Annotated in this window: 23 protein-coding genes; 4 read left to right on the top strand and 19 right to left on the bottom strand. The window is 64.0% G+C overall.

The annotated features are described in order from the left end of the window. Window positions 1–14: 14 nt before the first annotated feature. From NKI22_RS01225 to NKI22_RS01195, 7 genes are all read right to left on the bottom strand, one after another. Window positions 15–983 (bottom strand): ABC transporter ATP-binding protein, encoded by a 969-nt coding sequence (locus NKI22_RS01225; RefSeq protein WP_352480991.1) that lies wholly within the window; start codon window positions 981–983, stop codon window positions 15–17. Next, complete coding sequence (locus NKI22_RS01220) at window positions 983–1,993, bottom strand: ABC transporter ATP-binding protein (RefSeq protein WP_352815086.1); 1,011 nt, start codon at window positions 1,991–1,993, stop codon at window positions 983–985. Before NKI22_RS01220 ends, NKI22_RS01225 begins: the two co-directional genes overlap by 1 nt. Continuing rightward, window positions 1,990–2,907: a dihydrodipicolinate synthase family protein gene (locus NKI22_RS01215; RefSeq protein WP_352480992.1), complete on the bottom strand. Its 918-nt coding sequence runs from the start codon at window positions 2,905–2,907 to the stop codon at window positions 1,990–1,992. The genes NKI22_RS01220 and NKI22_RS01215 overlap by 4 nt, the downstream gene beginning before the upstream one ends. An 18-nt stretch (window positions 2,908–2,925) precedes the next feature. Further along, entirely contained in the window at window positions 2,926–3,831 is a 906-nt protein-coding gene (locus NKI22_RS01210; RefSeq protein WP_502897676.1) for an ABC transporter permease, read from the bottom strand. Beyond that, on the bottom strand, window positions 3,828–4,787 hold the full coding sequence (locus NKI22_RS01205) for an ABC transporter permease (RefSeq protein ID WP_352494094.1): 960 nt from the start codon (window positions 4,785–4,787) through the stop codon (window positions 3,828–3,830). The genes NKI22_RS01210 and NKI22_RS01205 overlap by 4 nt, the downstream gene beginning before the upstream one ends. Before the next feature lie 66 nt (window positions 4,788–4,853). Beyond that, on the bottom strand, window positions 4,854–6,434 hold the full coding sequence (locus NKI22_RS01200; protein WP_352494093.1) for an ABC transporter substrate-binding protein: 1,581 nt from the start codon (window positions 6,432–6,434) through the stop codon (window positions 4,854–4,856). Between the two features lie 32 nt (window positions 6,435–6,466). Then, window positions 6,467–7,180 carry a FadR/GntR family transcriptional regulator gene (locus NKI22_RS01195; RefSeq protein WP_031194640.1) on the bottom strand — a complete coding sequence of 238 codons (714 nt, stop codon included), beginning with the start codon at window positions 7,178–7,180 and terminating at the stop codon, window positions 6,467–6,469. 97 nt (window positions 7,181–7,277) lie between these two features. Here NKI22_RS01195 and NKI22_RS01190 point away from each other — a divergent pair, with 97 nt between their 5' ends. From NKI22_RS01190 to NKI22_RS01180, 3 genes are read left to right on the top strand one after another with little or no spacing between them, the layout of a single operon-like run. Further along, window positions 7,278–8,249 (top strand): Gfo/Idh/MocA family protein, encoded by a 972-nt coding sequence (locus NKI22_RS01190; RefSeq protein ID WP_352547108.1) that lies wholly within the window; start codon window positions 7,278–7,280, stop codon window positions 8,247–8,249. Further along, window positions 8,246–9,241: a Gfo/Idh/MocA family protein gene (locus NKI22_RS01185; RefSeq protein WP_352937309.1), complete on the top strand. Its 996-nt coding sequence runs from the start codon at window positions 8,246–8,248 to the stop codon at window positions 9,239–9,241. The genes NKI22_RS01190 and NKI22_RS01185 overlap by 4 nt, the downstream gene beginning before the upstream one ends. Further along, window positions 9,231–10,181: a dihydrodipicolinate synthase family protein gene (locus NKI22_RS01180; protein ID WP_280940428.1), complete on the top strand. Its 951-nt coding sequence runs from the start codon at window positions 9,231–9,233 to the stop codon at window positions 10,179–10,181. The genes NKI22_RS01185 and NKI22_RS01180 overlap by 11 nt, the downstream gene beginning before the upstream one ends. Window positions 10,182–10,215: 34 nt before the next feature. Here NKI22_RS01180 and NKI22_RS01175 read toward each other — a convergent pair whose 3' ends face one another. Next, window positions 10,216–11,181 (bottom strand): LLM class flavin-dependent oxidoreductase, encoded by a 966-nt coding sequence (locus NKI22_RS01175; RefSeq protein WP_352814958.1) that lies wholly within the window; start codon window positions 11,179–11,181, stop codon window positions 10,216–10,218. 131 nt (window positions 11,182–11,312) lie between these two features. Then, on the bottom strand, window positions 11,313–11,468 hold the full coding sequence (locus NKI22_RS01170) for a hypothetical protein (protein ID WP_292657228.1): 156 nt from the start codon (window positions 11,466–11,468) through the stop codon (window positions 11,313–11,315). 268 nt (window positions 11,469–11,736) lie between these two features. Between NKI22_RS01170 and NKI22_RS01165 the strand changes: the two genes are divergently transcribed. Continuing rightward, the gene (locus tag NKI22_RS01165; RefSeq protein WP_352480998.1) at window positions 11,737–12,504 is read left to right on the top strand and encodes an SDR family NAD(P)-dependent oxidoreductase; all 768 of its coding nucleotides are present in this window, start codon (window positions 11,737–11,739) and stop codon (window positions 12,502–12,504) included. A 14-nt stretch (window positions 12,505–12,518) separates the two neighbouring features. On the opposite strand, the gene NKI22_RS01160 is transcribed toward NKI22_RS01165, so the two are convergent. From NKI22_RS01160 to NKI22_RS01115, 10 genes are all read right to left on the bottom strand, one after another. Next, entirely contained in the window at window positions 12,519–13,463 is a 945-nt protein-coding gene (locus tag NKI22_RS01160) for an ABC transporter permease (RefSeq protein ID WP_023721348.1), read from the bottom strand. After that, window positions 13,460–14,515, bottom strand: coding sequence for an ABC transporter permease (locus NKI22_RS01155; RefSeq protein ID WP_023721349.1), 1,056 nt, complete (start codon window positions 14,513–14,515; stop codon window positions 13,460–13,462). Before NKI22_RS01155 ends, NKI22_RS01160 begins: the two co-directional genes overlap by 4 nt. Next, window positions 14,515–16,020 (bottom strand): ABC transporter ATP-binding protein, encoded by a 1,506-nt coding sequence (locus tag NKI22_RS01150; protein ID WP_502897675.1) that lies wholly within the window; start codon window positions 16,018–16,020, stop codon window positions 14,515–14,517. The genes NKI22_RS01155 and NKI22_RS01150 overlap by 1 nt, the downstream gene beginning before the upstream one ends. A 183-nt stretch (window positions 16,021–16,203) precedes the next feature. Further along, on the bottom strand, window positions 16,204–17,235 hold the full coding sequence (locus NKI22_RS01145; protein WP_023721351.1) for a BMP family protein: 1,032 nt from the start codon (window positions 17,233–17,235) through the stop codon (window positions 16,204–16,206). A 167-nt stretch (window positions 17,236–17,402) separates the two neighbouring features. Further along, window positions 17,403–18,608 carry a 3-oxoadipyl-CoA thiolase gene (pcaF, locus tag NKI22_RS01140; RefSeq protein ID WP_352814956.1) on the bottom strand — a complete coding sequence of 402 codons (1,206 nt, stop codon included), beginning with the start codon at window positions 18,606–18,608 and terminating at the stop codon, window positions 17,403–17,405. A 140-nt stretch (window positions 18,609–18,748) separates the two neighbouring features. Next, a complete protein-coding gene (locus NKI22_RS01135) occupies window positions 18,749–19,510 on the bottom strand; it encodes an SDR family NAD(P)-dependent oxidoreductase (RefSeq protein ID WP_023721353.1) in 762 nt (253 codons plus the stop codon). 11 nt (window positions 19,511–19,521) lie between these two features. Beyond that, window positions 19,522–20,334: an ABC transporter permease gene (locus NKI22_RS01130; protein ID WP_023721354.1), complete on the bottom strand. Its 813-nt coding sequence runs from the start codon at window positions 20,332–20,334 to the stop codon at window positions 19,522–19,524. Next, window positions 20,334–21,197: an ABC transporter permease gene (locus NKI22_RS01125; protein ID WP_352481004.1), complete on the bottom strand. Its 864-nt coding sequence runs from the start codon at window positions 21,195–21,197 to the stop codon at window positions 20,334–20,336. Before NKI22_RS01125 ends, NKI22_RS01130 begins: the two co-directional genes overlap by 1 nt. A gap of 76 nt (window positions 21,198–21,273) precedes the next feature. Then, entirely contained in the window at window positions 21,274–22,437 is a 1,164-nt protein-coding gene (locus NKI22_RS01120; RefSeq protein ID WP_023721356.1) for an ABC transporter substrate-binding protein, read from the bottom strand. Beyond that, window positions 22,418–23,548 carry an ABC transporter ATP-binding protein gene (locus NKI22_RS01115; protein ID WP_023721357.1) on the bottom strand — a complete coding sequence of 377 codons (1,131 nt, stop codon included), beginning with the start codon at window positions 23,546–23,548 and terminating at the stop codon, window positions 22,418–22,420. The genes NKI22_RS01120 and NKI22_RS01115 overlap by 20 nt, the downstream gene beginning before the upstream one ends. Between the last annotated feature and the right edge of the window lie 89 nt (window positions 23,549–23,637).

The raw sequence follows: 23,637 nt of genomic DNA, 5'->3' as shown, positions 1-23,637 counted from the left end.
ACAGGGCAAAAAACCTAAGCGATGTCGTCGCGGATGCAGGCCTTCAGATGACCCTCGGCTGTCGCCCTCAGCGGCGGCACAGCCCCGGCGCAAGCCTCCAGCGCAAACGGGCAACGGGTCCGGAAAACACAGCCCGACGGCGGGTTTGCCGGGCTGGGAATATCGCCCTTGAGCACCTGCCGGTCTTGCCTGGCCAACGGATCGAGCGACGGAATGGCCGACAGCAGCGCGCGCGTATAGGGATGCTGCGGCCGGGCATAGAGCTCGGCCGCCGGCGCAACCTCCATGATGCGCCCGAGATAGAGCACGATGACCGTGTCGCAGATGTACTCGACCACGGCCAGATCGTGCGAAATGAACAGCATGGTCAGCCCAAGCCGGAGCTGCAGGTCGCGCAACAAATTGATGATTTGGGCCTGGATCGAGACGTCGAGCGCCGAGACCGGCTCGTCGGCGACAATGAATTCCGGCTCGAGCGTCAGCGCCCGGGCGATGCCGATGCGCTGGCGCTGGCCGCCCGAGAATTCATGGGCGTAGCGATCATAGGCGTCGACCGGCAACTCGACCGCGGCAAGTGCCTTCTCGGCCTTCGCCCGCCGCTCGGATTTCCTGCCAATGCCTTGAATGTCCAAGCCTTCGGTGAGGATCTGCCCGATCGTCATGCGCGGCGACAGGCTGGCGAAGGGATCCTGGAAAATATACTGCATCTTGCGGCGCTGGCGGCGCAACTGGGCGGCACCCAGCCTGGTGATGTCGGTGCCGCCATAGCTGATCTGGCCGGATGTCGGCTCGATCAGACGCAGCACCGAGCGGCCGATCGTGGTCTTGCCGGAGCCGGATTCGCCGACCAGCCCGACCACCTGACCACGCCTGACCTCGAACGAAATATCCTCCAGTGCCCTGACGATGGGGCCGCGCGAAAACGCGGTCGGCGCAAAATGCTTGGTCAGGTTTTTGACCGATAGGAACGGGGCGCCCTCCATCAGAGCTCCTCCCAGCGCACGCAGCGGCTTTGCTGGGTCGGCGTCGCCGCAAACAATGGCGGCACCGCGGCGCGGCAGGCAGTGATAGCCATCGGGCAGCGCGGCGCGAAGGAACAGCCCTTGGGCAGCAAGGCGAGCGACGGAACATTTCCGGCAATGGTCGGCAGCGGCGTCCCCGCTATCTTCAGCGCCGTGGCCTCGCCGAGCCTCGGCACCGAGCGCATCAACCCCGCCGTATAGGGATGACGCGGGCGGGTGAACACTTCGCTCACCGGACCTGTTTCGACGATACGCCCGGCATACATCACCGCTACCCGGTCGGCAATTTCGGCTACGACGCCGAGATTGTGAGTGACGAACAGGATGCCCATGCCGCGCTGCGCCTGCAGCTCGGCCAAAAGATCGAGAATCTGGGCCTGGATTGTGACGTCCAGCGCGGTTGTCGGCTCATCGGCGATCAGCAAGCCTGGATCGCAGGACAGGGCCATGGCGATAGTGGCGCGCTGGCGCATCCCGCCCGACAGCTCGTGCGGATACTGTCGCGCCCGCCGCTTCGGATCGGGAATGCCGACCTGCTCCAGCAGCCGCACCGCGTCTGCTTCTGCCTCGCGATGCGATTTGCCGAGATGGATGCGGATCGGCTCGGCAATCTGCTCGCCGATCGTGTAGACCGGGTTGAGGCTGGCCATCGGCTCCTGGAACACCATGCCGATCTCGTTGCCGCGTATCTTGCGCAGCGACTCGGCATCGAGGCTGGTCAGCTCGGTGACCGTGCCGTTCTTGCGCCGCAGCGCGATCGACCCCTCAGAGATATGCCCGACCCTTTTCGGCAACAGGCCGATGATCGACAGGCTGGTGACGGATTTGCCGGATCCGGATTCGCCGACGAGCGCCACCGTCTCGCCGGAGCCGATCGTCAGGTCGACATCCGTTACCGCCGCGATGTCGCGCCCCGCAATGCGGAACACCGCGCGCAGGCCGGAAATCGAGAGTATCGGCGCGACACTCAGCGGAGCAGCCCCACGTCGCGAAGGATCATGTCGATCTTTGCGGTTTCCTTCCCGTTCAGACTGCGTTGCGGCCGCGCCATGGTGTTCGAGGCGATGATGCCGAGGCTCTTCATCGCTGCCTTGAAGGCGCCGACGCCGGCCGAGCCGGCGCTTGTCCTGCCGAGCGAGATCCAGACGATCTCGAACAGTTTCAACAATCGCTCCTGCTCTAGCCGTGCTTCGGCATGCTGGCCGGCCTGCGTCAGCTTCCACAGCCTGACGTAACCATGCGGGTCGACATTGGCGAGGCCCGGCACGACGCCATGCGCGCCCATGGCCAGCACACTGTCGACCAGGATCTCGGAGCCGGTCATGCCGAAGAAACCCGGATCGTCGGCCATATCCTTGAGCACGTAACGCAGATTGCCGTCATCGCCGCTGGAATCCTTGATGCCCGCGATGGCGCCTTCCCTGGCGAGGCCGACCGTGGTCTTGCGCTCCAGCTTGACGTGAACGCAGACCGGGATGTCGTAGGCGATGACGGGAATGTCGATCGCATCCTTGATATAGCGGAAGTGGTCGCCGATCTCCGGCTGGCTGGTGCGGGTATAAAACGGCGCGGTGACAACAATAGCGTCGACGCCGGCCGATCTGGCGATGCGTGCGTGGTTGATGACACGATCGGTCGTCGGGTCGATGACCCCAGCGAAGATCGGAACCCGGCCGTTATTGACCTTGACTGCATGCTCGAGGATGGCCCTGCGGCCTGCCTCGTCGTGGAAGACCACCTCGCTGGTCGAGCCGAGCACGAACAGCCCGTGGACACCGCCGTCGAGCAGGTTCTCGATGGTGCGGGTGAACGACGGGAAGTCGATGCTGAAATCGGCATTGAGCGGGGTGACGACAGGTGGCACGACGCCGGTAAACAGGGGCATTTTGATGAACCTTTGAGGTCAGTTGAGATCGGAGCGAGGATCGAATGCATCGCGCAAGCCGTCGCCGATGAAATTGATGGCGAGGACGGTGAGCACCAGTGCGGCGCCCGGGAACATCCATTGCCACGGGTAATTTTCCAGCACGACGGTGGAGCGGGCGAGATTGAGCATGTTGCCCCAGCTGGCTTCTGGCGGTGCGATGCCAAGGCCGAGAAAGGACAGGCCGGCTTCGAGCAGGATAGCGTTGGCGATCTGCAAGGTGGCGTAGACGACCAGGATATCGATGCAGTTGGGCAGGCCATGCCGGAACAGCAGATGCGGCAGCCCCGCGCCCATGCCCCGGGCCGCAACGACGAAATCGCGCTCGCGCAGTTCGAGCAGCCGGGCGCGCACCATGCGCGACAGCACTGGCCAGGAGAGCAGCGAGATCACCAGGATGGTCGGGGCGATGCCGGTGCCGGCAATCGAAGCCAGCACCAGCAGGAAGATCACCGGCGGCAGCGTCATCGCCAGATCGACCAGGCGCATCACCGTTCCGTCGACGAGACGCCCGCCAAAGCTGGCGACGGCGCCGATCAGGAAGCCGATGACGGTCGAGATGGCAACCGAACAGATAGCAACCAGCAGTGAGATCCGCGCGCCTTGCAGCAACCGTGCCATGACATCACGCCCAACGCCATCGCTGCCCAGCCAATGAATGGCGGACGGCGCCTTGTTCATCGCCCTGAGGTCGATGGCGTTCGGGCCGAACGGCCACCACAGAGGATAGGTCGAAACCGCCAACAGGATCGGGATGACGATCAAAAGCCCGGCGCGTGCCGCTCGGTTTTCAAAAAAGCGGTCGAACGCGCGGCGAAGCGGGCCTTTGGCTTTCGGCACGGCTGTCGGGTCAACTGTAGGATCTGGCGCGGTGATTGCCATCATGCCACCTGAATGCGCGGGTCGACGACGGCATAGACGACGTCGGTCAAGAGGTTGACCAGGATGACGCAAACGCCGATCACCAGGGTAGCGCCCATGATCACCGGGTAATCGCGGGTGCCGACGGCGTTGACCAGAAGCAGTCCCATGCCCGGCCAGTTGAACACGCTTTCCAGGAAGATGGCGCCGCCGACGGCGATGCCGACGGTCGAGCCGATCAGGGTAATGACCGGCAAGAGCGCATTGCGGGTGGCGTGCTTGATGATCACCCAGAACTCGCGCACGCCCTTGGCGCGCGCCGTCCGCACGTAGTCCTGGTTGAGCACTTCCAGCAGCGAAGCGCGCATGTAGCGCATGATCAGCGCGGCATGGCCGATGGACAGCAGGCAGGCGGGCAGGATGAGGTGCGCTAGCACATCCGTCATCGAGAACGGCGCGCCGGCCGTGTGCATGCCGCCGGACGGCGCCCAGCGCAGCAGCACTGAGAAGAAATAGAGACCGAGCAGCGCCGTCAGGAAAGCCGGGCTGGAGATACCGATAAACGACAGCACCGACAGCGCGATGTCGGACGGTTCGTTACGGCGCACCGCGCTGAAAATGCCGGCGGAAATGCCGAGCACGATGGCGATCGCCAGGCCCGTGCCCATCAGCAGCGCCGTCGGGCCGATGCGTTCCATGACCAGTGGCAGCACGGCAACGCCGCTGCGCTGGATCGAATAGCCGAAGTCACCGCTCAGCGCCGCGCGCAGCCAGGCGAGATATTGCACGGGAAGCGGCCGATCGAGCCCGAGCCGTTCGCGCAGGCCCTCGAGGTCGGAAGCCGACATGGGGACCGACGGGTTGATATAGGCGTCGATCGGATCGCCCGGCGCCAGCCGCAGCAGGATGAAGATGAGGACGCTGAGCGCGACCAGCATCAGCAGTCCTGTGGCGCTGCGGCGGGCGATGAAGCTCAACATGGGCTTTCCGTGGCCGTGGCAGGCGGCGCCAAAGTGGTTCCGCCTGCTCGCTTGGTTGCGGAGTTCTTACTGGATGTCCCAGCGCTCGGGGTGAGCTGCATAAGGACCGCCGCCCGGCGCCGGCGTCCAGACGAAGTCACGCAGCTTGTTGGAGGCCACGCCATAGCGGTTGGCCACCCACAACGTCGCCCAGGGTAGCTCCTTGTTCATGACCTTGCAGACCTCCTGCCAGGATTGATCGAGCTTGGCCGGATCGGTTTGGCCGAGCGCGGCGTCCAACGCGGTGCTCAGGTCGTCGAACTCGATGCGCATGGTGTTGAAGCCTGCCGGCGGAATCTGCGACTTGTTGAGGCCGGGATTGAGGCCGGCCGGGTTGGGGCCGTTCTGCAGGCCGGCATAAACCATCGGAAATGCATTCCAGTCCGGCGTGCCTTGCTTGTAGACGATGCCATTGTAGGTCGGCGTATCGACGACGCGCGGCACCACATTGATGCCGACCTCGGCCAGCATCGACTGGACAGCGGCCATCACGTTGGCGGCTTGCGGCGAGCCGTAATAGGTCAGCAAGGTGATCGGCTTGTCGCCATTGATCTTGTCCCAGCCCGCCTCGGTCAGCAGCGCCTTGGCCTTTGCCGGATCGTAGGCATAGGGTTCGAGGTCTGCCGGAACGAGATGCGGCGCGACATAGCCGCAATTGGCTGGCTTGGCGGCACCGCCGTAGAGGCTGTCGATGATGGCGTTGCGATCGATCGCATACATAATCGCCTGGCGGACACGGATATCCCTAAACAGGTCGACCTTCTGGTTCAGGCCGATATAGTTGACCACGTACGAGGCACCTTCGATCACCTTGAAATTGCTGTCGCTCTTGAAGGATGCCGCATCGTCGGGCTCGACATAGGTGAACTGGATCTCGCCGGCGCGGAGCGCGGCGACGGCCGCCGCCGGCGACTCGAAATAGCGGTTGATGAGCACGTCTACCTTCGGCTTGCCGCTGCGATAGTCGTCATCGGCTGCCAGTTCGACATATTGGTCGGTCACGTAGCGCTTGAACTTGAACGGGCCGGTGCCAACCGGAGCGGTCGACCACCAGGTGCTTGTCGCCAGTGATTCCGGCGGCAGAGCGGCCAGGGCATGCTCCGGCAGGATCATTAGCTGCGAGAGGATGGATAGAAACGAGCCGTTCGGTTTCGATAGCTTCACCACTGCGGTGTGGTCATCCGGTGCATCGACCGAGGCGATGTTGGCGAGGCGGGCGGCAAACAGGCTGCCGGAGGCCTTGTTCTTGGCAAGCTCGAGGGTGAACTTGACGTCCTTCGAGGTGAACGGTTTGCCGTCATGCCAGGTCTCGTTGACCAGGTTGAACGTATAGCTCAGCTGGTCGTCGCTGATCTTGTAGTCCTTGGCGAGGTCGCCTTCGATCTCGGTCAGCCCGGCATTGAAGATGACCAGCGGTTCGAAATAGGTGCTGAGCCAGGTGTAGCCGCCGGTCGCGACCAGCGGGTTGAAGTTCTTGGGAAAACCGCCCGGGCCGACGTCGAAGCCGCCCGCAATGGTCTTGGCGCTTTGTGCCTGGACATTGGTCAATGGGGCAATGCTGGCGAGCAGCAGCCCGGCGACTGAGAATGCGATGGTCCTGATGCGCATGGTTTCCTCCCTTGGCATATTCAGGTTGTTCTTCAGCTTGCTCGGTTTTTGGCGATAACCTGCTGGATCCCCCGGTAATGGTCGTCGAGCCGCCGACGCGCCTGGTCGACATCCTTGGCGGCGACAGCCTCGACGATCTCGTGATGGTCGCGCCATGTCGCCAGCGGCGTCGGATTATCGAGATTGGTGAAATTCGAGGCCTTGTCGAACGCCGTCCAGAAGATGTCGATCAGTGCGCTCAGCATGTGATTGTTCTGGCAGCGGAACAGCAGCTGGTGGAATTGCTGGTCCTCTTCGGCGAAGCTCTCATGGCGCTCGGCACGTTGCCGCATGCGCTCGGTCAACTGGCGCAGCGCCTCGATATCCTCGGCACTGATCATCTCGATCGTCTTGGCGATGAGGCCGGTTTCCAGCACGCGGCGGATTTCGCGCAGCTCTTCGACATCGCGCAGCGAATCCTGCAAGCCGTATGCCAGGTTATCCAGCAGCGGCTTGAACGAGAACTCCTTGACGAAGACGCCGATGCCGCGCCGCGTCTCCAGGATGCCGATCGATTCCAGCGCCTTGATGGCTTCCCGCACGGAGTTGCGGCCGACGCCGAGCCGCTGCGCCAGGAACGTTTCCGGCGGCAAGGGATCGCCTGCCTTGAGCTGGTTGCTTTCGATATAGGCCCTGAGGCTTTCCTGCACGGTGACGTGAAGAAGCGGCGGTCTGCTCAACGGTTCGATCGACTTCAGTTCCGCCATCCCACTGCTTTCATCATCCGCCGGATTAGCCTGCCCGCTTGTCGTATAGCTACTTGTAGGATATCCTGCAAGCCCATAACAAACCTACTGCCTTCGAATGAAGATTACCCTCGCCGGCTCGAGCCACTGGCACGCCGAAATGCACCTCGACGCCGCACGCTTTTACGGTGCGGAGATCGCCGGCATCTGGGACGAGGATCCTGGCCAAGCGCATGGGTTCGCCGCGCACCACGATCTGCCGTTTATCAAAGATTTCACGGAGATACTCTCCAGCCCGCCGGATGCGATCCTGTTGATGGGGCACCCTTCGATGGTGCCGGCGCGGGCACGCGCGATCATCGCGGCAGGGATACCGCTGATCCTGGAGAAGCCGGCGGCCAGCCATACGAGGGAACTGATGGCGCTGCGCGAGCTTGCCAGGCAGCACCAGGCTTTTGTCGCTGTTCCCCTGCCCAACCGTTTCGGGCCGGCCGTTGCCGGCTTTGAACGGCTGCGCCGGCAAGGTCGCGCCGGGCCGGTGGCGCATTGCCAGTTCCGGCTGGTCAACGGCCCGCCGCAACGCTACATCGCCGACGGTGTCGCCTGGGTCGTCGATCCGGCGGTTGGCGGCGGGGGTGCGTTGAGGAATCTCGGCATACACGGCGTCGACGCGGCACTCAGCCTCGCAACCGGCAAGCTCGGCCTGAAAAGCGTTTCGATCGCGAACCGCATTCATCCCGGCCCGGTCGAGGACCATGCGCTGCTGGTGCTGGAAGACGAGGCCGGCGCGGTGTTCATCGTCGAGGCCGGTTACACCTTTGCCTCGATGCGCCCCGGCGGTGACTTCGAGTGGCGTATCGTCAGTGCCAATGCCACCCTCATCGATCATGGCGACCATGCCACCTGCGCAACGCTCGACGATGCGGCCGTTGCCGATTTGCCGGTCGAACTGCCGGCAACGCGCTATCGTCTGTTCATGCGCGATACGCTTGACCGGCTGGCCAGAAAGGCGCCTCCGCCGGTGTCCATCGAGGATTATGTTGCGGCGATGTCTCTGATCGACGCCGCTTATGAAAAGGCAGGATCATGATTGGAATAGGAATTATCGGCGTCGGCGATTTCGGCGCAGCCCATGCGCGGGCAATCCGTGAGGTGGGAGACATTCGTCTCGTCGCCGCCTCTCGTGGAAATGCCGATGCGCTGGAGCGCTTCACCGCCGAATATGGCGGCTGCGGCTACACTGATTGGCGCAAGCTGCTGGACGACAAGGAGGTCGACGCGGTCCTCATTGCCACCCCGCACCATCTCCATGCCGAAATGGCCATCGGCGCAGCAAACGCCGGCAAGCACATCCTGCTCGAAAAGCCGATGGCGCCGACGGCGGCTGCCTGCGACGCGATCAACGCCGCCGTAACCGATAGCGGCGTCAAGCTGATGGTCGCCCATCTCATGCATTTCGCCCTGCCCTGCATGGCAGCCAGGCAGAAGCTGGAGCAAGGAGAGCTCGGCCGGCCGCTCATCGGATCGAGCTGGATCATCAAGCTATGGATGGAGCACAATCGCCGCGACTGGCATCTGCGCAAGTCGACCGGCGGCGGCATGCTGCTGACGGCCGGCATCCACGCGCTCGACCGCCTGGTCTGGCTGATGGATGACGATGTCGTGTCGGTGAGCGGCATGCTCGGCGCCAAGTTCCATGACCAGGAAGCAGACGACAGCGCCTTGCTTGGGCTGCGCTTCGCCGGCGGCGGCATCGGCCAGGTGCAGAGCATCGGCTATCGCACCGGCGCTACCACCTACGCCATGGATCTGGTCTGCGAGCAGGGAACGCTGCGCATCGACATGGATCGCGGCACGATGCTTGGACGCGATACGGTCTGGACCGAGTTGCCCGGTTCATTCGAACCGAACTGGATGCACAACGCGCTGGTGCGCGAATGGAGCGCGATGCGCGATGCCATTGCCGACGACACGCCGGTGCCGGTCGACGGTCTCTATGCACGCAAGATCATCGGCATTATCGAGGCTGCCTTCGCGTCGAACGAAACCCGCCACGAACACGAGATCGCCGGTGCACGCTGACCTCGACGACCATCTGGCCCGCTTGCCCGCACACGCACCGCGCGGCGTCTGGGGCGCGGTGATGCTGGCCATCGACGATCGCGGAGCGATCGACTGGCAGGCGACGGAAGAGACGATCGCGCGGCTTTGCGCGTCAGGCGTCGACGGCGTCTATTCCAATGGCACGGCCTGCGAATTCCATTGCCAGACCGAGCCCGAATTCGACCGGCTTTGTGGGCTGGTCGCCGCAACAGCCGGCGGCGCGCGCCTTCCTTTCCAGATCGGCATCAGCCAGTCCAATCCGCGCGTCGCACTGGAGCGGCTGACGCGGGTCTCGGCGTTTGGCCCGGCGGCGGTGCAATTCACACTGCCCGACTGGTGGCCGCCCAGCGACGACGAGGTCATGCGTTTTGTCGGCCGCCTCTGCGAGGCCGCGCCCGAAACGCCGCTGGTGCTCTACAACCCGCCGCACGCCAAGCGTCGCCTGACACTCGAAGGCATCGCCCGGCTGCGCGCGGCCGTGCCGTCGCTGGTCGGCGCCAAACTGCCGGGCGGTGACGCCGACTGGTATGCCGATATGCGCCACAAACTGGACGGATTCTCCGTCTTCGTCCCCGGCCACACGCTGGCGACAGGCTATGCTGGGGGAGCCCATGGCAGCTATTCCAACGTTGCCTGCCTCAACCCGAAGGGTGCGGTACAGTGGTGGCAGATGATCCGCACCGACATGGCCGCCGCTGCCGAGGTCGAGGCCCGCATACAGGCCTTCCTCGCCGCACATGTCCTACCGTTTCGCACCCGTTACAATGTCAGCGATGCAGCGCTCGACAAGGCGATGGCGGCGGCCGGCGGCTGGGCGCCACTCGGCCCGCGACTGCTCTGGCCCTACAGCTCCGTTCCCGATCAGGAAATCCCGACGCTGGCCAGGGCCGCTCACGCGGCTTTCCCGGAATGGTGGTAGACCCGTCAGCAAGGCGCGGGACGACGGGGGCTCTTCAGCAGCCGGCTCTCGCGCCCTGTGTCGCACGGGACGCAAACGCCCCCGGCTGAGGGATATCGGCCTCGCGCCGCGCCAGCGAGTTGCGCAGCAGTGCGATCGCCTCGCGGCCGGCAGTCGCAATCTCGCGCGGCCTGTCGACGCCGACGATCATGAACTCCTTGATCCCCAAAGCGGCGTAGGAAAGCAGCGACAGCGCGACCTGCGCCGGCGGCCCGGCAAGTTCGAGCGCCTTCTGGCAGGAAGCGGCCGGCTTATCTTCCGAACGGATTCGGTCTTCCGAACGGATTCGGACGGGAAGCGCGAAACGCAGCTTGCCGGCCCGACCGTGTTCGGCGGCAGCGCCGCGTACGCGCTCCATTGACTGTCGGATTTCTGCAAGCGAGCCGGGCGCCAGCTCGAACACATCCGCATGCCTGCCCGCGACCCTGAGCGCCGTGCCCGACTGTCCGCCCATGCGGATGGTCACGTCGGCACCATGCGGCCCCTTGCGCGGCACATAGCCGCCGTTGACGCTGTAAAAGGCGCCTTCATGGTCGAACGGCCTGTCGTTCGACCACAACCGCTTCAGTAGCACCAGATATTCGTCGATGCGTTGCCAGACCACCGTATGGCCGGCCGGACGTGCCTCGGCATCGTCGTCGCTCAGCGGCTCGCTGAGCATCCTGAGCGACAGCCGGCCACGGCTTCTCGCGTCGAGGGCAGCGAGCTGCCGCGCCGCCACGGTTGGTTCGATCACGCCCGCCCAATGCGTGAGCACGACCTCGAGGGAGGAGGTCCGGTCCAGCGTCTGGGCGGCAAGGTCCATATTGGTCAGCAGCCCGGCCTGGTCGTCGATGACGATCTTCTGGAATCCGGCATCCTCGATCAGTGACAGCTTCGTCGCGGTCTCGACAAAGTCGTAGAAAAAGCTGGCGTCGGCAGCGTGGATCTTACCGGGAACATGCGTGAACTCGATCGGCATTGCCATCTCCTCCATCACGTTGAATCAGGGCGCGCGAAAGCGCACCGGCATTCGGTTCATTCAACTCCGGAATTTCTGCAAACGGCAGGCCGCTATCCCGATGAAGCCTCGACGATCAGAGCCTTTACAAATCAGGGGATCAGCCCCAGTACCACTGCCCCGGTGAATACGAACGCAAGGGCAAAGACGAGATAAGCGAAAGCGCCGGCGTAGGCCGGCCGCCATACCTGGTCGGAACTCAGCCTTTGGCCTTTGCGGGCAGTCTGAGCGTTCTGGCTATAGGACATATCGACCTCCGTCTCGGCGCTTAATCTATAAAATCAGTAGACTTTGTCGAGTGCTATTTTCGCGCGATCTTTAGAACAATTTTCTCCAACTGCTAGACAAATTAGTGCTTTTACTGCTTAGCGCTGCCTTTTTGAGGCGTGCCGGGGTGACGGCAGAAAACGTCCGGTCCATGTGTCTGTGGCTCCTTGGCCATCCAATGGATGAGGGATAGCATCGCTGCTTGAGCGGAAAGCCGCGACGTCACGGCAAGGCAGCAGGGAGCAAAACATGGGTACAAGACTGGCCGGCAAGGTCGCCATCATTTCGGGCGGCGCGACGGGAATGGGCGGTGCGGCCTCGGAGCTTTTCGCGGCGGAGGGCGCCAAGGTGGCGATCATCGACCGCAACGGCGAAGCGGCGGCTGCCACCGCAGCGGCAATCAGGCAACGCGGCCAGGTCGCCGAGCACTGGGTCGCCGACGTATCGGACGAGCGGCAGGTCGAAGCGGCGGTGAAGGGCGTGATGGAAAAATTCGGCCCGGTCACGGTTCTGTTCAACCATGCCGGCACCATCGTCATCAAACCCTTCCTGGAGACCACGCTGCAGGAATGGGACTGGCTGCATGCCGTCAATGTGCGTTCGATGTTCCTGATGACGCGCGCCGTGCTGCCCGGCATGATCGCCGCCGGCGGCGGTTCCATCGTCTGCACCTCGTCGATCTCGGCGGTGGCGGCGACGCCGATGGAGGTGCTTTACGACACCACCAAGGGTGCCTGCCACATGTTCGCGCGTGCCATTGCCGTCGAATTCCGCGACCGCAACGTCCGCTGCAATGCGGTCTGCCCCGGCTTCATTAGGACGCCGCATGGCCTGCGCGAGGTCGCCGATCTCGACAAACTCGGCGTCGATGTCTCAGACGCGGCAATGGCGGCGCAGCAGGGGCGGATCGGCGAGCCGGAAGAGGTGGCGAGGGCAGCCCTGTTCCTGGCCAGCGACGAGGCCAGCTTCGTCAACGGCGCCCATCTGTTCGTGGATAACGGCTTTACCGCGATGTGAAGGACGGCGCGCCGCTACCGCTCTTCGCGCCGGAACGGCTTGAGCAGTGCCGAAGGAGCCACCGCATTGCGCGACATCACCGCCATGGCGACGATGGTGAAGATGAAGGGCAGCATCAGGAACGCCTCATAAGGAATGTGGCCGAGCCCACTTGCCTGCATGCGCAATTGCAGCGCGTCGACGAAGGCGAACAACAGTGCGGCGCCTGCCGAGCGCCATGGATCCCAGCGGCCGAAGACGACGAGTGCGATCGCCACCCAGCCACGCCCCGAAACCACGCCGAAGGTGAAGGCGTTGAACTGCGCCATCGACAGGAAGGCACCGGCCAGCCCCATCAAGGCACCGCCGAGGATCACCGCCTGGAAGCGCGTAGCGATGACGCTGACGCCGGCCGAATCAGCGGCGCGCGGGTTTTCACCGACCATGCGGACCGACAGGCCCCATGGCGTGCGGTAGAGCACGAAGGCGGCCAGGGGAATAGACAGCATTGCCATGTAGACCAGCGAAAACTGGTTGAACACCGCCGGCCCAAGCACCGGAATACCGGATAATATCGGGATCGGCAGCGTCTCGAACCCCTTGATGTTCGGCGGTACCGATTGCTGGCCGAAGATCAGCCTGTAGAGGAAATAGGCAAGGCCTGAACTGAACAGCGTCACGCCGATGCCGCAGACATGCTGGCTGAGGCCGAGCGCCACCGTGAACAGCGCATGCACGGCGCCCATCAGCGCGCCGGTCAGCACGGCGGCGAGCACGCCAAGCCAAAGGCTGCCGCTGAGGCTCGCCGCGGTGAAGCCGGTCATTGCCGACAACAGCATGATGCCTTCGATGCCGAGATTGAGCACGCCGGCGCGCTCGGAAAACATCTCGCCCAGCGTCGCGAAGGCAAGCGGCGTGGCGATGCGGATGATGGCGGCCAGGAAGCCGACCTGGAATATCTGCTCCAGCACCACGCTCATTTGGCTATTCCCACGCGACGGATGCGATAGGCGGTGAACAGCAGCGCCACCAGCATGGCGAGCAGCGCCGTTCCCTGGATGACATCGCTGAGGAAGGCCGGAACGCCGGTCGCCCGCGACATCGCCTCGGCGCCGGTCATGACGGCAGCAAGGAAGATCGCCGCCGGCACGACGCCGAGCGGATTGAGCCTCGCCAGCATGGCGACGACGATGCCGGAATAGCCATAGCCCGGCGAGATGTCGCTCATCACCTGGAAATGCACGCCGCCGACCTCGCCGACGCCGGCAAGGCCGGCCAGCGCGCCTGATAGCAGCGCCGTCGAAATCAGCACCCGCTCGACATTGATGCCGCCATAGCGCGCGGCTTCCGGGTTCTCGCCGGTGACCCTGATGCGGAAACCAAGCGTCGTGCGCGCGACCACGAACCAGATGACCGGTGCGGCGACCAGCGCCGCGACGACGCCGAGATGCAGTCGCGTGCCTTCGAGCAGCACTGGGAAATTCGCTGAATCCTCGATCGGCGGCGAGATCGGGTAGCCGCTGAAACTATCCTTCCATGGGCCCTCGATCAGCGCCATCAGCGCGTAGAAAATGACCGAATTGAGCAGCAGCGAGCTGACCACGTCATCGACCCTGAATTTTACCCGCAGTGTGGCAGGGATCAGGGCGACGGCCGCGCCGGCGGCGGCGCCCGCCAGCGCCATCAGCAACATGGCGAGCGGCCCCGGCATCGGGATGGCGCCGACGGCACAGCTCGCCACCGCACCGGCCAGCAATTGCCCTTCGGCGCCGATGTTCCAGAATTTGGCGCGGAAAGCGACCGCCACGGCAAGACCGGTGAAGATCATCGGCGCGGCACGCACCAGCGTTTCGGTGATGGCGTAGCTGTCGCCCAACGACGCCGAAAACATCACGCCATATGCCTCGACGACGCCGGCGCCGGCCAATGCAATGAGGCCGCTGCACAGGATCAGCGTCGCGCCGATGGCGAGCAGCGGCAGCGCCAGATTGAACCAGGCGGGCGTTGAGGTGCGGGCCTCGAGACGGAACATCAGGCCTCCGCCCCGGTCATCATCAACCCGAGTCTGGCGACGCTGGCATCGGCGCTGTTCAGCGTGCCGACGATGCGGCCCTCATACATCACGGCAATGCGGTCGCAGAGCATCAGCAACTCTTCCAGGTCCTCGCCGATAACGATAATGCCGCAGCCCTTGGCGCGCATGTCGAGGAATTTTTCGTGGATGAAGCGCGCGGCACCAATATCGAGGCCGCGTGTCGGCTGCGAAACGATCAGCACCTTTGGGTCGAAGGCGAGTTCGCGCGCCAAAAGCGCCTTCTGCAGATTGCCGCCGGACAGCGCCCCGGCGCGCGTCATCGGCCCGGGGCAACGTATATCGTAGGCCTTGATCTGCGCCTCGGCGAAGGTGCGGATCGCATCCTGTCTGAGCAGGCCGTTGCGGCTGAACGCCACCGTGCCGATGCGCGGCAGCACCATCGAATCGGCAAGCGGCAGATTGGTGACCAGCCCGGTCGTCATACGGTCTTCCGGGATGCGGCCAAGGCCGAGCGCCTGCACTGCGCTCGGCGAGAACCGCGAAACGGCTTTGCCGGCTATCGTCATGCGGCCGGCATCGGGCGCTCGCACGCCGGAGATGACCTCGGCAAGCGCCCGCTGGCCGTTGCCGGAGACGCCGGCAATGCCGAGGATCTCGCCGCCGCGTACCGACAGCGACACATCGCGCAGCGCCATGCCGGAATGATGCGATGTCGAGATACCATTGAGGGTCAGCACCGCCGGACCCGGTGTCGACGGTCCCCTGGCCGGAGGCACGATCTCGTGGCCGCACATCAGCCGCGCCATCTCCGAAGATATCGTGCTGGCCGGCGTATCGACGCGGCCGGCAACGCGCCCGTGCCTGAGCACGACGCAGCGATGCGTCAGCGCCCGCACCTCGTTGAGCTTGTGCGAGATGAAGATGATGCCGAGCCCCTGTGCCGCCATCGAGCGCAGCGCCGAAAACAGTCCGTCGACCTCGGTTGGCGCCAGCACCGCCGTCGGCTCGTCGAGGATCAGCAGCCTTGCGCCGCGAAACAATGCCTTGACGATTTCGAGCCGCTGTTGCTCGCCGACCGACAGCGCCGAAACGGGAAGGTCCGGGTCGAGCGCCAGCCCATGCTGGCGGCCGATCTCGGCGAGCCGCGCCAGCCCCCCGGCGCGGTCGATCCGGCCCGATCTGCCGGGAATGCCGATCAAGAGGTTCTCCAGCACCGAAAGTCGCGGTGCGAGATGAAAATGCTGGTGCACCATGCCGATGCCGGCGGCCAGCGCATCGGCCGAGCTGTTGATCGCCACTGGCCGGTCCTGCACCAGGATCTCGCCGGCGTCGGGCGCATAGGCGCCGAACAGCACGTTCATCAGCGTCGTCTTGCCGGCGCCGTTTTCGCCGAGCAACCCGAGGATTTCACCCGGCGCGACGCTGAGATCGACGGCCTCGTTCGCCTTGACGGCGCCGAAGCTCTTGGTGATGCCGCGCATTTCGATGAGAGGGGCGGGCAAGGGCACTCCTGGTGAGAGATGGCGCGGATACCCTTCCCCCTTGCGGGGAGGTACCGAGCGAAGCGAGGCGGGAGGGGTCGCCTCAACCGCCTCGACTTTTGACTTAAGAGACGGAGCGCGTCGCGGAGGACCCCACCCGGCCCTGCGGGCCACCCTCCCCTCAAGGGGGAGGGGCGGGCGCACTCAGTCCGAGACCGGCGTATTCTCGTCCACGTCGACTCGGAAATTGCCGTCGAGGATCTCGGCCTTCTTCCTCTCGACCAATTCCTTGACCTCGGCCGGCAGCGTCTTGTCGAATTTATGGTACGGCGCGAGGTAGGAGCCGCCCTTGGCCATGCGCGAGAAATCGCCGTAATCCTGCGCGGTGAAGACCCCGGCCTTGACCAGCTTGATCGCCTGCTCGACGGTCGGATACATGTCCCAGACCGGCCCGGTGATCACCGTGTCGGGGCCGAGGCTCGACTGGTCCGACATGTTGGAGATGGCGAGGATCTTCTTCTCCGCCGCCGCTTCGATGACGCCGAAGCGCTCGGCATAGATGACGTCGACGCCAGCGTCGATCTGGGCAACAGCCGCTTCCTTTGCCTTTGGCGGATCGAAGAACGAGCCGATGAAGGCGACCTTCTTCTTGATGTTGGGATTGACCTCCCTGGCGCCGGCAAAGAAGGCGTTGACCAGCCGGTTCACTTCCGGAATGCCCATAGCCGCGACCGCGCCGATCGTGCCCGATTTCGACATCTTTCCGGCGATCATGCCGGACAGATAGGCCGGCTCGTGAATCCAGTTGTCGAAAACGCCGAAGTTCGGCTCGGCCGGCCCGGCGCCGGAGCCGAACAGGAAGGCGGTCTTCGGGAACTGCTTGGCGGTCCTGCGGGATTCGCGCTCGGCGGCGAAGGCATCGCCCAGCACCAGCTCATAGCCGCCTTGCGCATATTCGCGCATGACACGGCTGAAATCGGCGGTCTGCACCTTCTCCGACCATTTGTACTCGATGCCGAGTTCCTTCTCGGCCTTCTGCAGGGCGACGTGGATCTGGTTGTCCCACGGCTCCTCGATCGGCGTGGCGAAGATCGCCGCCACTTTCAGCTTCTTGGTCTTAGCAAAGGCGCTGCCCGGCAGCATCGCCGCCGCAAGGCCGAGCGCGCCCAGCTCCAGCACGTTGCGTCGCGAAAGCCCTTCGCGTTTCGATTGGATTCTGCTCTTCCCGTTGTCCATTGCATGCCCCTCTGATTGGCGCCGTGTCGAGCCGGCTCTCTTCTCTGGAATATCAGCGAAGGAACTATGGAACGGTGCCCGGCTTTTGTCCACATGGTCAAATTTGAAGGGCGGAACGACGTGGGAATTCGCGCAGCCGCACCTTCAGAACGGCCGGAGTTGCTCGCTCACAATCTCTCCAGCGCCACCGCTATGCCCTGGCCGACACCGATGCACATGGTCGCGAGGCCGTAGCGGCCGCCGCGTTCGCGCAGTTCCAATGCCGCCGTGCCGGTGATGCGCGCCCCGGACATGCCGAGCGGATGGCCGAGCGCGATGGCGCCGCCATTCGGGTTGACGTGCTCCGCATCCTCGGCAATGCCGAGTTGGCGCAGCACGGCGATGCCTTGCGAGGCGAAGGCCTCGTTGAGCTCGATGACATCGAATTGTTGCGGCTCCAGGCCGAGCCGGGCGCATAGCTTCTGCGTGGCCGGCACCGGACCAATGCCCATGATGCGCGGCGCCACGCCGGCGGTGGCACCGCCGAAGATGCGGGCGATCGGCGTCAACCCGTATCTTTTCACGGCGGTTTCCGAGGCGACGATCAGCGCCGCGGCACCATCGTTAACGCCCGACGCGTTGCCGGCCGTAACCGTGCCGCCTTGCCGGAACGGCGTCGGCAATTTGGCCAGCGCCTCGATCGTGGTACCCGAGCGCGGATGTTCGTCCTTCGAGACGACGATCGGGTCACCCTTGCGCTGCGCGATCGTCACCGGCGTGATTTCCTTTGCCAGCCGGCCATTGGCTTGTGCGGCGACCGCCTTGTCCTGGCTGCGCACGGCAAACGCATCCTGGTCGGCGCGAGAGACGGCGAACTCTTCCGACACGTTCTCGCCCGTCTCCGGCATCGAATCGACGCCGTATTGCTTCTTCATCAGTGGATTGACGAAGCGCCAGCCGATCGTGGTATCGTGAACTTCGGCATTGCGCGAAAACGCGGTCTCGGCCTTCGGCAGCACGAACGGTGCGCGCGACATCGATTCGACGCCGCCGGATATCATCAGCTCCGCCTCGCCGGCCTTGATCGCGCGCGCTGCGATGATGACGGCATCCATGCCCGAACCGCAGAGGCGATTGACGGTCGAGCCGGAAATCTCCTTCGGCAGGCCGGCCAGCAGCAGTACCATGCGCGCCACATTGCGATTGTCCTCACCGGCCTGATTGGCGCAGCCATAGACGACGTCGTCGATGGCAGCCCAGTCGATGCCGGGATTGCGCTCGACCAGCGCCCTCAGCGGGATTGCGCCGAGATCGTCGGCACGCACCGCCGACAACGAACCGCCGAAGCGGCCGATCGGCGTGCGGATATAGTCGCAGATATAGGCCTCGGCCATTATGCAGCTTCCCTTTGCGCTGACGATTTCTGCTCCCGGCCCAGCCATGTTGGCCGCATTCTCCTTGAGACGAAAGCACATCTTGCCGCCGGCCGTTAGGCCAAAGGGAATTTCAGCTCCCGCCCGCCGGGAGCTGCGGATCAGCCGATGCTTTCACCGCCGTCGATCACCAACGCCTGCCCGGTCATGAAGGACGAGCGGTCGGAAACGAGAAACAGGATCGCTTCGGCGATTTCCTGGGCGCTGGCCCAGCGCTGCATGGGGATCTTGGTGCGGACATAGTTTTCGATCGCCGCCCGCCCGCCCATCTGCGCGATAAACGGTTCGTTGAAGGGCGTGTCGACCCAGCCGGGGCACAACGCGTTGACGCGGACATTGTGCCGGGCATAGTCGAGCGACATCTGCCGGGTCATCGCCACCACGGCATGTTTTGAGGTCGCGTAGGCGATCATTTCGCGGTCGTAGAACACACCCGAATTCGAGGCGGTATTCAGGATCACCCCGCCGCCTTGCGCGATCATCGACGGCATGACCAGCCTGGCCGCGAGGAACTGCGCCCGCACATTGATCCGCCAGGAGGCATCCATGCCGTCGGCGCCGACTTCGGTCAGCGTGCCGCCGACCTGGATCCCGGCATGATTGTGCAGGATGTCGATCCGCCGATGCCGGCCCAGCGTTCCTGCGACGAGCTGCTCGACCGCCGCATCGTCGCCGACATCGGTGGCGACGGCTTCGGCCCGACCGCCGGACGCACGAATGTCGGAAGCGGTTGCTTCCCCCGCCGCCTGGTCCCTGTCGGCGATCACCACGAGCGCGCCTTCCCTGGCCATTATCATGGCGCCGGCACGCCCGATCCCCGACCCGGCGCCCGTCACCACGGCGATGCGATCTTTCAGAATCATGTTTTTGTCTTTCAGTGGGATGGTTTTCGCTGGCGCAATTGCCATTGGGCGAGCACCACGAGCAGAACGGAGGCGACGAGCACGATCGTCGCGATGGCATTGATCTCCGGCGTGACCCCGCGCCGGATCGAGGCAAAGACATAGATCGGCAATGTCGTCTGCGCGCCGGCGACGAAAAAAGCGACGATGAAATCGTCGAAGGAGAATGTGAAGGCGAGCAGGAAGCCGGCGACCACCGCCGGCATGATCTGCGGCAACACGATGCTGCGGAACGTCGTCAGCGGGGTGGCGTAAAGATCGCTCGAAGCCTCGACCAGATTGCGGTCGAGGCTGCCGAGGCGCGTGCCGACGATCATCGCCACCAGCGCCATCGAAAACAGCCCGTGCGCGGCGATGATCGAGCCATAGCCGAGCGCCAGGCGCGGTGGCTGATCGTTCGGCCACAGCGAAGCGACAAACGGGTTGACCACCCCGAATAGCTGGACCAGCGCGACCAGCGTCGAGATGCCGATGACGACGCCAGGAACGACGATCGCAGCACCCAAAAGCGCATCGAAGACGGCTCGCGTCCGCGCGCCGACACGCGCCAGGCCAAGCGCCGCCGCGGTGCCGCAGAGTGCCGCGAGCAAGGCGCTGGTCGTGGCGATTAACAGGCTGTTCTTCAGCGCTTCGACCAGGAACGGGTTCGCCAGTGCCTTGCCGTACCATTGCACCGAGAAGCCAGTGAACTCGCTGGCGTGGTGGCCGGCGTTGAACGAGAACAGCACCACCAGCGCGATCGGCAGGTAGAGAAAGGCAAAGACCGCAACGACGAAGGCACGCATCAGATCAGGTCCACCCGGCGGGCACCCGAAAGCCGTGTCGAAATGCGGTTCGCGGCAAGCAGCACGACCACGGAAACCGCTACAAGGGTTATGGCGATTGCCGATCCGAACGGCCAGTTGCGCGATTGCAGGAACAGATCGACCAGCGCGTTGCCGATGAAGAAGACCTTGCCGCCGCCGAGTAGCGTTGGGATCAGATATTCGCCGAGCAACAGGATCATGACCAGCGAGAAGCCGGTCATCACACCTGGCAGCGACAGCCGCAGCGTCACGCCGAGGAATGTCGAGATCGGCGTCGCGCCGAGATCGGCGGAGGCCTCCAGCAGCCGGCGATCGAGCCGCTCGAGGCTGACATAGATCGGCAGGATCATCAGCGGCAGATAACCATAGACGATGCCGAGCAGAACCGCTCCCGGCGTATTGATCAGCCGCACATCCTCCATCCCGACATAGGCCAGCAGAGCTGGGACGCCGCGCCCGCCAAGCACATACATCCAGGCATAAGTCCGCATCAGCAGGCTGGTCCAGAACGGGATGACGACAAGCGCAAGCAGGATCAGCCGCCACCGCTCCGGCGCGCGCAAGGCGAGGTAATAGGCGACCGGATAGGCAACGAGAAGACAGGCCAGTGCACCGGCCGGCGCCAGCACCATGGTGTTCCAGAAGGCGGTCGCCCGCGCCGGAAGATTGGCATACTGCGCCAAGGTGAAAGCGGCCTGATAGCCGCCTTCCGGCGCCCGCTCGCCGACGCTGAAAACGGCGATCGCCACGAACGGCAAAACTAAAAACACCAACAGCCATGCGGTCGCCGGACCGAGCAGCAGGGCGGTCAGGAGATTGTGACGAAGAACATTGCTGCGCATTGAAAAATCGCCCCGACGCCGGCGGACATCTGTCCGCCGGGGGAGTTGCCTGCATCGGACCTTTGGTCCGCCCGGTTCAAGCCGACTTGAAGCGTGCCATCAATTCGGCCCGGCCCGGGTCGGTCAAGGTCGCGGCTGCACCGAATTCGAGTGGCTTGAGCAGATCCGCCGCCGGATAGAGGATCGGATTTTCCAGCACCTCCTTGGGCAGCAGCGCATTGACCCGCGCATCGGTGGAAGGCGCACCGTTGGCCAGGTGCTCCCTGACCGCGACTTTCGGGTTCATCAAATAGTTGAGCAAGGCATAACCCGCAGGCTTGTTGGGCGCATCCTTGGGGATTGCGTAGAAGTCGGTCCAGATCTCGCCGCCTTCCTTGCCAAGCACGTAGGCGATTTCGGGGATGTCGCGGTGGAGCTGCGCCCCGTCATTGGTCCAGCACATCGTCATCCAGGCGTCGCCGGCACGCATCGACGGCTGGTAGTCGCTGGAGACCGCGAACAGATGCGGCTTGACCTTCAGCAGCAATTCCTCCGCCTTGGCGAGTTCGTCCGGCTTCAGCGAGTTGAACGAGAAGCCGAAATATTTCAGCGCGTTGCCGATCGTGGTCAGCTGGTAATCATGAACCATGGTCCGGCCGTCGCCCTCCGCCATCGCCGTGTCCCAGAATTCCTTCCAGCTCGTCATCGGCTTGGCCAGTTTCTTGGTGTTGACGGCAAAGCCGGTGGTGCCCCAATTCTTCGGCACAGCGTAGGTCACGCCGTCGATGGTGCCTTCCCCAGTGAAGCGCGGGTCTTCTTGCGAGCCGTCATAATTGGCAAGCTTGGCCATATCGAGCGCTTCGATGATGCCGAGCTTCTTGTAAGTCGAGATCGTGTAGTTGGTTGGAACGAAAAGGCTCCAGCCCGAGGCGCCGGCCTGCAGCTTGGCCAGCATCTCCTCGTTTGAGCCGAACACATTGACCTCGACGGCAACGCCGGTCTCGGCCTGGAAATTCTCGAACGTCGCCGGGTCGTGATAATTGGGCCAGGTGGCAATCGACATGCGGTCGCCAAGACCTTCCTGGGCGAAAGCCGGCGTCGGCATGATGCCGAGCTCGCGGGCCATCACCGCCGTTGCGATGCCCAGGCCGGTAAGGCCAAGGAACTCGCGGCGGCCGATGGAACCCCGCTTGAGGCGCATCAATTGATCGACGAACTTTTCAGGGCTTATCGGCAGTCCGTCACGATATGATTTCGACATTTTTGTTTTCCCTCTGGTTGGTTCCGTTATTCTCCGGAAACGCCAGCGGCGTTCCGGCTGCAAAGCCGATGGCAACGGGTTCACCCGGCTTGAAGAGATTTCCACCGCCAATCAGATGATCGGCCTTTGCGAGCAGCGTCCCGATGCCCTGGACCTCGATTGCATATTCCGCGGTCGAACCGAGAAAGATCCGGTTGCGGACAAGCCCGTTCAGCCGGCCGCTTCCGGGCGCGCCGAGGCTTAGCGATTCAGGGCGCAGGCTGACCGAAACGGCTTCACCCTGAGCCATCGAAGTCCGCTTGCGCGCGGCAATGACAGTGCCATCGGCAAGCGCCACCTCGACGAGCTTGCCCGAGAGCCCGACGACCTTGCCGCTCAACAGATTGGTCTTGCCGACGAAATCGGCGACAAAGAGGTCGGCGGGTTCGTCGTAGATTTCGCTCGGCTGCCCAAGCTGGACGATACGCCCGCCATTCATGACGCAGACGAAATCGCTCATCGACAGTGCTTCTTCCTGATCGTGGGTGACCAGGACGAAGGTGATGCCGATCTCGCGCTGCAGGTTCTGCAGCTCTATCTGCATGTCGGTGCGCAGCTTCTTGTCGAGCGCCGCCAGGGGCTCGTCGAGCAGCAGCACCGCCGGTTTGTTGACCAGCGCCCGCGCCAGGGCGACACGCTGCTGCTGGCCGCCGGAAAGCTCATGGATCTTGCGGCGTCCATAGCCGGCAAGCCGCACCATGGCGAGCGCCTCGCCTGCTTTCAGGCTGATCTCGCGCGACGACAGGCGCGGCCGCGCCTGGCGCAGGCCATAGGCGATGTTGTCCTCGACATCCAGATGCGGAAACAACGCATATTGCTGGAACACCATGTTGACCGGCCGCCGATAGGGCGGCGTGCCGGCCATGTCGTGGCCACGGATGAATACCGCGCCTTCGCTTGGCTGTTCGAAGCCGCCGATCATGCGCAAACAGGTTGTCTTGCCGCAGCCGGACGGCCCGAGCAAGGCGACAAAGGCAGACGGCGGGATGGCAAGATCGATGCCGCTGACCGCGATCACGCTGCCGTAGCGTTTGGTGACCCCGCGAAACTCGATGTCGGGCACTGCGGTCAAAGCTGCGGGCTCCAGCGGCTAGTTGATCTCGAAACGCTATCAGAGCCAATGGCGGCTAGTATATACCTCCCAGGTGGTATATTTTGTCT

Source organism: Mesorhizobium sp. M0778 (assembly GCF_040320105.1).
GTDB lineage: Bacteria > Pseudomonadota > Alphaproteobacteria > Rhizobiales > Rhizobiaceae > Mesorhizobium.
Note: the sequence above shows the minus strand (reverse complement) of the source record. Positions and strands in the feature narration are given on the sequence as shown.